This window comes from Sporomusa sp. GT1 (genome assembly GCF_014634905.1).
In the GTDB taxonomy this organism is placed as follows: Bacteria; Bacillota; Negativicutes; order Sporomusales; family Sporomusaceae; genus Sporomusa; species Sporomusa sphaeroides.
In genome coordinates, this window is the sequence record NZ_BMBX01000036.1 from 23492 (window position 1) to 30762 (window position 7271).

Here is a 7271-nt window from a genome sequence, read left to right on the forward strand (position 1 = left end):
GTTGAAGACATTATGCAGTTGGGTTCAGACAAATTAATTTTATACGAAGGTAGGGTTAAAATGTGAGTATTAGAGTTATGGTTGTGGATGATTCACCGTTTTCTCGCACACTTTTGGCAGACAGCCTACAGCAGGAAGGCTGTGAGGTCGTTGGCGAAGCAGATTCCATTGAATGCTTGATCGAGACGTACAGGCAATGTAAACCGGATATTGTGACAATGGACATTGCCATGCCTGGGGCTGATGGCTTCGAATGCAGCAGGGCACTGCTTGCGCATGACCCGAAAGCAAAAATAATTCTGGTCAGTTCAATGAAGGATGAGGAGACTGAAGCCGAGGCCCGTCGTTGCGGCGTAGTTGGCTATCTGCAAAAACCTGTTGAGGGCGAAGTGTTAAAGAAGGTTATTGAAGGAGTTATGTCTCCGGACGTTTTATATAATAATCTGCAAAGCTGGAGTATCGACATTTTTAAAGAAGCTCTCGGACAGAGCATAACCCGTATGACAAAAACCACGGCAACTTTTGTTGAAGCAGAGTGTTCGGAAAAAAACATATCACAAGGCATTACAGTGGTTATTGGCATAATTGGACATTATCCAGGGTCGATGATTTTAGACATATCAAAGGAATCGGCAGAGAAAATGGCAGAAGTCATTCTCCGGCGGCCGGCAAAAGGCCAAGATGAGGTTGTGGCAATGGGGGCAGAATTTGCTAACGTAGTGGGTGGGATTGCTTGCTCAATGTTAAATAAAAAGGATAAAGCTTTTAGCCTCAGGGTATCTCCCCCCAGTGTGTTCTATGGAGCGCAGACCGAAATCGCCAGTCCTGGTATTCGGCTTCACTGTTTGTATGCGGACAGTGATTTTGGCAGAATCTATCTGGGAGTTGGCTTTAAGAAGGGGTCGGTATTGTGGATGTAACTATGATTAATCCTATCCTGGAGGCTTTTGTCAGCATAGTCCCGCAGCTTGGCTTTCAAAAAGTAGAAAAGAAAGGGATTTCTTTAAAAGGGTCCATTTTAACTTATCAAGGGGTTCTTATTAATATTGGTGTTGTTGGTCCGCTAAAAGGCGCAGTCCTCATTGGCATGGATCTTGATTCAGCTAAACAGTTTGCTTCCAAGATGATGATGGGAATGGAAGTGCCTGAATTAGACAGCCTGGCTCAAAGCGCTATTTCTGAAATGGGGAACATGGTTTGTGCTAATGCTTGCACAAATTTTGCCAAGGTAGGCATTGACGGGCTGGATATATCACCGCCTACTTTATTGATTGGCAATGATGGGCAAGTACGACTGGCGGTGTCTGAAGTCCTTGTTGTTAATTTGACTGTGGACGGCATACTTGTAAATGTATACTGCGGATTATACAAGTAGAAGCACTCGGATTAAACCAATAATGGAGCAGTGAGGCTATACACAGCGTGTTATTTTTTTCAGGAGTTACTGTTGTGACTTATATGCCGAGGCAATAGCCTCTTGTATCATTTTGGGGGTAATCCCTTCTGTCCATTTATCAAAATAGCAGGGATAGCTGGTTCCACAGGTCTTGCATTCTATAGATTGATTGGCATCCTTCTGTTCCCGTTGATCATACATATAGGGAAGAAGCTCGTTGGTGTTATTAAGTCCGGGGGCATTCCCATCTATCCTGTAGGAATACTCATAAGTAGCCTGGTATTTTAGTGTAAAATGGTCAGCGCTGCAAACAGGACAGATAACACGAGTGGTATGGTGCATAGTTGTCACCTCTATTTTAAATATGCCGATATGGTTTTGCCTTTCTGAGGAACTGGGTAGCCTATTGCTATTATGTCCATAAATAACAGACTAATGCTGGATAGCTGAAGCGTGGGGGTAGGGTACGGGTTGGAGCTTTGCTTTTTTGTGTCGTTGTTTATATGCTATGCAAATAAGTTTGTAATATTTTTTTATAATCAACGTCACTTGGTGGGAGCTTGCCATTGGTAATTACAAATTTAATTTTATCATCGGTACTCGGCACTACTCCTTTTTTATTTAATATATCTGCCAAATGATTTATGGTTCCAACAGTTCCGTTAAAAAAAACAGTTTCTGTTGTAAACGATTTTTGCAAAGCTTTATTAAATAATGGGAAATGTGTACAGCCAAGAACAACAGCACCATAATCAGCTATTGTTAATGGTGTAAATTCTTTTTGCAAATACTGATATACAGCTGAAGTGTCAAACTCAAACTGTTTGGCAAAATCCACCAAGCGGCCTAATGCCATCGTATCAACCATGTCTGTCGCATCAAGTCTATGAATTAATTGATGAAATTTTTCCTCACGCAAAGTAAGGCTGGTTGCCAGGACCAATACCTTTTTGCCTTTTTCTTTACAATAAGCAACAGCTGGTTTTACAGCAGGTTCCATGCCAATGATCGGGAAACTATATTTCTTTCGCAATTTCCCGACAGCAACACTTGTTGCCGTATTACAAGCGATCACCACGGCATCTACGTTGATTTTATCCATATAATCCATACCGTTTTGGACGTATTGTTTTACTTCACTTTTTGTCTTTTCCCCATAAGGCAAATGCTCAATATCAGCATAGTAAGTGTAATCAGCAAACGGTAGTATTTTTAAAGCGTGACCAAGAACCGTTAAACCGCCAATACCAGAGTCAAAAAAGCCGATTTTCATCCTAAATCCCTTCCTAGTTTCAATTATTGTACTTATACTATCATGAACAACTCTGTCAGAGCATGGAACGCTGATGTGCAAAAATAGTACCTGTATACTTATAATATCATAAACTGCCTGCCGGTAGAAATCTTGCTCCCCAGACACTGCATAAGGTTATGTTCCAAAATATAATGAGAAACTCTTTACAGCAGGAGGCATATGCCGTATAATACCATCATAACCTGTAAGTGTAAGCCAACCAATTATCTGGTGGCGGCTGACTAGTTAACACACTAGAGGCCGGGAAAATGCTTTTTTAAAAGCATTTTCCCGGCCTTTTCGTATTTTCAGCAAATACGCATTTTATGTTCAGAAAGAAGGGTAACAGATGAAAAAAGCAACCATATGGCTTCCGGTTTTATCGATTATTTTGGCTATTATTGTGGAAAGCTTCCTGGCAAATGGCGGCAGGCACACACCGGTACAACATCCTTATTTTATTTATTTACTGCTATGTTTTCTTATAGGTTTTGCAACCGTTACAGTGGCCTCCTATTTTAATGTGAAAGCAAAAGCATGGATTGAAGAACAGGCTTTATTTGTTGCCGCAACCATTCTATTTCTAAACATACTTAATATTGTAACCAAAAAACTGGGCTTATTGCCGGTTATCTACTTTCCGTCCCTGGATAAAATCCTGGGGGTTATTGTCGAAGACCGGGAATTTCTCGCCCTGTGTCTTGCCTCCTCCGGCAAACTGCTTTTTACCGGATATTTTTTTGGAGCCATTGCCGGGTTCGCTACCGGTATTGCCGTAGGGTTCAGCAAAGGGGCCGGTTATTGGATAAACCCGCTGATTCGTGTTTTGGGACCTATTCCTTCAACCGCCTGGATTCCGCTGGTGCTTATCAGCTTTCCCACCACATTTTCCGCCAGTGCCTTTTTGATTGCGCTTGCCGTTTGGTTTCCGACAACTGTAATGACAAGCAGCGGGATTTTAAATGTGCAAAATGCGTATTTTGAAGTATCCAGTACACTGGGAGCCGGAAAATATTATCAAATATTCAAAGTAGGTGTTCCTGCCTCCATGCCCCACATGTTTATCGGGCTATTTAACGGGACTTGCGCCTCGTTCATCACGCTGATGACGGCAGAAATGCTGGGGGTCAAAAATGGTATTGGCTGGTATATTAACTGGCAGAAGGAGATGATGGCCTATGCGAATGTCTATGCAGGACTTATCTTGATTGCCATTACTTTTTCCATCCTTATTACACTATTATTCAAAGTACGCGATTATGTACTTGTATGGCAGAAGGGAGTCATAAAATGGTAGGGGAAATAAAGATAGAAGGAGTTGTTAAACGCTTTCCCCAGCAGGATGCAGAGGATGTTGTTGCCCTCAGCGGTATTGATCTAACCATTGAAGCCGGTGAATTTGTATCGCTCATTGGACCTTCCGGCTGCGGCAAATCAACGCTGCTGCGGCTGATTGCCGGACTAAACGGCGCTGATGAAGGGAAGCTGTATATTGATAATGAGGAAATCAGCCAACCCTCTTATGAACGCGGGCTGGTGTTTCAAAATCCTATGCTGTTTCCCTGGTTGAATGTCTATGATAATGTGGCCTTCGGTTTGAAAGCCCGCAGCGTATATAAAGAAAGTAAACAGGAAGTTCATAAATTTATTGATTTGGTGGGATTATCAACTTTCCATAAATCATATCCTCATCAGCTTTCCGGCGGTATGGCACAGCGGGCATCCCTGGCAAGAGCTTTAGTGAATTATCCCAAGGTGCTGCTGCTTGATGAGCCGCTTGGTGCGCTTGATGCATTTACGCGCATGAACATGCAGGACGAATTGCTCCGCATTTGGCAGGAACGGCAAACCACCATGATTATGGTGACACATGATGTAGACGAAGCAATATACCTGTCAGACCGTATCATTGTTATGACCCCAAGACCGGCCAAGATAGAAAGCTGCATTAAGGTAAAGCTGTCAAGGCCCAGAGCCCGCAGCAATCCGGAATTTTTACATTTGCGCTCAAAAATTTTAGGGATACTGAATTACGCCGGCAATGAAAAAGAACCCGGTTATTATTTATAAGAGGTGAAAGTATGAACAGGAAAAAACAGATGAGTGTAATTGCCTTGACAGTAATTTTTGCACTGATATTAACGGCCTGCGGACAAAAACCGGTGACCAAGGCGGACGACTTTGTGCTGAAAATCGGTTACACCGGCAGCTTGTGTGAAGCTCCGGTGCACATGGCTGTGGAAAAGGGCTTTTTTGCCGAGGAAGGTTTGAAGGTTGAACTGATTAAGCTGGCCCCTGGTACAACATTTGAAGCCGTTACCGCCGGTAAGATCGATGCTGCTTTTGGTTTGCTGGCCAGCCTGATGCAGCCGCTTTCCAACGGATTGCCGATTAAGGTTACCACCGGTTTGCATACCGGCTGCGATAAGGTGCTTGTGGCCAGCGACTCCGGGATTAAGACCCTGGCAGATTTAAAAGGTAAAAGGATAGGGGTTCCCAGTATGACCAGCAGCCCGATTATTTTTGCCAAACGGGCGCTAGCCGATGCCGGTGTGGGCGTAAGTGAAAAAAACATGGAAGTAGAGTTTGCTGTATTTAATGCCAGTGATCTTCCCATTGCTTTGAAAAACGGCTCGGTGGATGCACTGGCGATGAATGACCCGACGGCAGCCGTAGCCCAAAAAGAATATGGACTGTTTACGCTGGTTGACTCGGCATTGACCGAACCCTATAAACATCAGTATTGCTGCTCGGCATTTGTCCGGGATAATATAGCCAGCGATTATCCGGAAATTGCGGCAAAATATACCCGGGCTATGCAGAAATCCAGTGCCTGGATCCAGAAGAATCAGGATGAAACCGCAAAAATTCAGGTTGAGAAAAAATGGGTTGCCGGCGACGCTGCTTTCAATGCCGAAGTATTAAAAACCTATAACTATATTCCTTCGGTTAAAGGGGCTTACGATGCCTTTGGCATAACAGCAAAACAGTTGCAGCAGGTGGGTATGCTGAATAGTAGTGTGGATGTGGAAGCCTTGCATAAAAACAGCTTTATCTTTTTCAAAGATGTGCAGGACACTGTTCAATAGTATATAATACGGCAAGTTGGCTGATTGGCAGGATGCTGAAGGCTAAGTAGCAATACTTTAGCTTTCGGCATTTTTCATGTAGTTAGGTTCTGTTTTAAAGTAATGGCAAGAGGAGATCGTTACGCCTTATGGGGAGCAAATGGGAGATACAAGCTAAACTTACTGCCAACAGCAAGCTGATAGTGCGCGCTTTGCGCCATCGCAATTACCGTTTGTTTTTTACCGGTCAGACGATTTCCATGATTGGGACCTGGATGCAGGATATCGCTATAAACTGGCTGATTTACGAGTTAACCGGATCGCCTTTGATGATCGGGATGGTTAACTTTTGCAGTAAAATTCCCGGGTTTATGTTAGGGCCGTTTGCCGGTCTGATTGTGGACCGATTTAATAGGCGTAGAATCATAATTTTTACTCAAACCATGTCAATGCTGCAGGCGTTGACTATGGCCATACTGGTATTGACTGGCCGGGTCGAGGTCTGGCATGTTATGGCATTGGGAACTTTGCTTGGCTGTATCCAGGCCTTTGATCTGCCTGCGCGCCACGCATTCATTGTTGATATGGTGGATGACCGGGACGATATGAATAATGCCATTGCCTTAAACTCGATTATTATTAACACAGCGCGGCTTGTCGGCCCGTCTGTGCCGGAATTTTAATTGCCATTGTGGGAGAAGGCATTTGCTTTTTGTTGAATGCAGGCAGCTTTATTGCGGTAATCATGGCTTTAATGGCTATGAAGATCAATACCGGACCAGAGGAACCTAGCCGTCGCTGGTCAATTGGTCATGAATTACGGGAAGGGTTTTCCTATGCTTATCACTTTCTTCCCATCCGCTATTTGTTTTTTTTACTGTGGATTATCTGTTTTTTAGGAATGCCGTATATTGTGCTTATGCCAATTTTTGCCGATCAGGTTTTGGGCGGCGGCTCTACCATGTTAGGTTTCTTGTTTTCGGCTACAGGGCTGGGGGCCATCTGTGGCGCTTCCTTTCTGGCGGCGCGTTCCCAGGTCGCCGGGCTGGAGAATATTACACCGGCGGCGGCAGGCTTATTTGGTTTGGCACTGGTGGTGTTCTCACAAAATACCTCGGTTTGGCTGGCTTTGGGTATTATGTTTTTTGCCGGTATTGGCATGATTATGCACAGCATAGCAACAAATACACTGCTGCAAACGGTGGTCGACGATGGCAAGCGGGGACGGATTATGAGTATGTACTCGATGGCGTTCCAGGGCTTGACACCGCTAGGCAGTCTCCTGGCAGGTTTTTTGGCACAACAGATTGGCGCTCCGGCGACAGAATGTATTTTTGGCAGTGTCTGCGTAATTGGCGCCATGGTGTTTTATAACTGTCTGCCAAAAATGAAAGCACATATGAGTGTTATTTACAATTAACATATAAAAGGATAGCAGGAGCATTCCTGTAACGAACAAAAAAGAGTTTTGAACAAAAAAGTACCTCCTGTTAGAATACAGGGTGTAAGGCTT

General features: G+C 44.0%; 8 protein-coding genes and 1 pseudogene. 7 read left to right on the top strand and 2 right to left on the bottom strand.

Features of this window, described 5'->3' with window-relative positions; genetic code table 11:
• Positions 1 to 62 precede the first annotated feature (62 nt).
• Together GT1_RS20485 and GT1_RS20490 are read left to right on the top strand one after the other, a co-directional pair.
• Positions 63 to 920, top strand: a complete 858-nt coding sequence (locus GT1_RS20485; RefSeq protein ID WP_223226405.1) for a response regulator — start codon at positions 63 to 65, stop codon at positions 918 to 920.
• Positions 911 to 1375, top strand: coding sequence for a chemotaxis protein CheX (locus tag GT1_RS20490; protein WP_188400265.1), 465 nt, complete (start codon positions 911 to 913; stop codon positions 1373 to 1375). The genes GT1_RS20485 and GT1_RS20490 overlap by 10 nt, the downstream gene beginning before the upstream one ends.
• A gap of 66 nt (positions 1376 to 1441) precedes the next feature.
• Here GT1_RS20490 and GT1_RS20495 read toward each other — a convergent pair whose 3' ends face one another.
• Positions 1442 to 1738, bottom strand: coding sequence for a hypothetical protein (locus GT1_RS20495; RefSeq protein WP_188400266.1), 297 nt, complete (start codon positions 1736 to 1738; stop codon positions 1442 to 1444).
• A gap of 157 nt (positions 1739 to 1895) precedes the next feature.
• Positions 1896 to 2669 (bottom strand): glutamate racemase, encoded by a 774-nt coding sequence (murI, locus tag GT1_RS20500; RefSeq protein WP_188400267.1) that lies wholly within the window; start codon positions 2667 to 2669, stop codon positions 1896 to 1898.
• A 370-nt stretch (positions 2670 to 3039) separates the two neighbouring features.
• Here murI and GT1_RS20505 point away from each other — a divergent pair, with 370 nt between their 5' ends.
• From GT1_RS20505 to GT1_RS22820, 5 genes and pseudogenes are all read left to right on the top strand, one after another.
• Positions 3040 to 3987 carry an ABC transporter permease gene (locus GT1_RS20505; RefSeq protein WP_188400268.1) on the top strand — a complete coding sequence of 316 codons (948 nt, stop codon included), beginning with the start codon at positions 3040 to 3042 and terminating at the stop codon, positions 3985 to 3987.
• Positions 3981 to 4760, top strand: a complete 780-nt coding sequence (locus tag GT1_RS20510; RefSeq protein ID WP_188400269.1) for an ABC transporter ATP-binding protein — start codon at positions 3981 to 3983, stop codon at positions 4758 to 4760. The genes GT1_RS20505 and GT1_RS20510 overlap by 7 nt, the downstream gene beginning before the upstream one ends.
• Positions 4761 to 4771: 11 nt before the next feature.
• Entirely contained in the window at positions 4772 to 5779 is a 1008-nt protein-coding gene (locus tag GT1_RS20515; protein WP_188400270.1) for an ABC transporter substrate-binding protein, read from the top strand.
• Positions 5780 to 5907: 128 nt separating this feature from the next.
• Positions 5908 to 6441, top strand: a complete 534-nt coding sequence (locus tag GT1_RS22815) for an MFS transporter (protein WP_376742016.1) — start codon at positions 5908 to 5910, stop codon at positions 6439 to 6441.
• Positions 6330 to 7178 (top strand): annotated as a pseudogene (locus GT1_RS22820) (MFS transporter). Before GT1_RS22815 ends, GT1_RS22820 begins: the two are co-directional and overlap by 112 nt.
• Positions 7179 to 7271: the final 93 nt, after the last annotated feature.

Coding starts and splice junctions, on each gene's coding strand:
- GT1_RS20515 (WP_188400270.1), top strand. CDS start 4,772: ATGAACAGGAAAAAACAGATGAGTGTAATTGCCTTGACAGTAATTTTT.
- GT1_RS20505 (WP_188400268.1), top strand. CDS start 3,040: ATGAAAAAAGCAACCATATGGCTTCCGGTTTTATCGATTATTTTGGCT.
- murI (WP_188400267.1), bottom strand. CDS start 2,669: ATGAAAATCGGCTTTTTTGACTCTGGTATTGGCGGTTTAACGGTTCTT.
- GT1_RS22815 (WP_376742016.1), top strand. CDS start 5,908: ATGGGGAGCAAATGGGAGATACAAGCTAAACTTACTGCCAACAGCAAG.
- GT1_RS20495 (WP_188400266.1), bottom strand. CDS start 1,738: ATGCACCATACCACTCGTGTTATCTGTCCTGTTTGCAGCGCTGACCAT.
- GT1_RS20510 (WP_188400269.1), top strand. CDS start 3,981: ATGGTAGGGGAAATAAAGATAGAAGGAGTTGTTAAACGCTTTCCCCAG.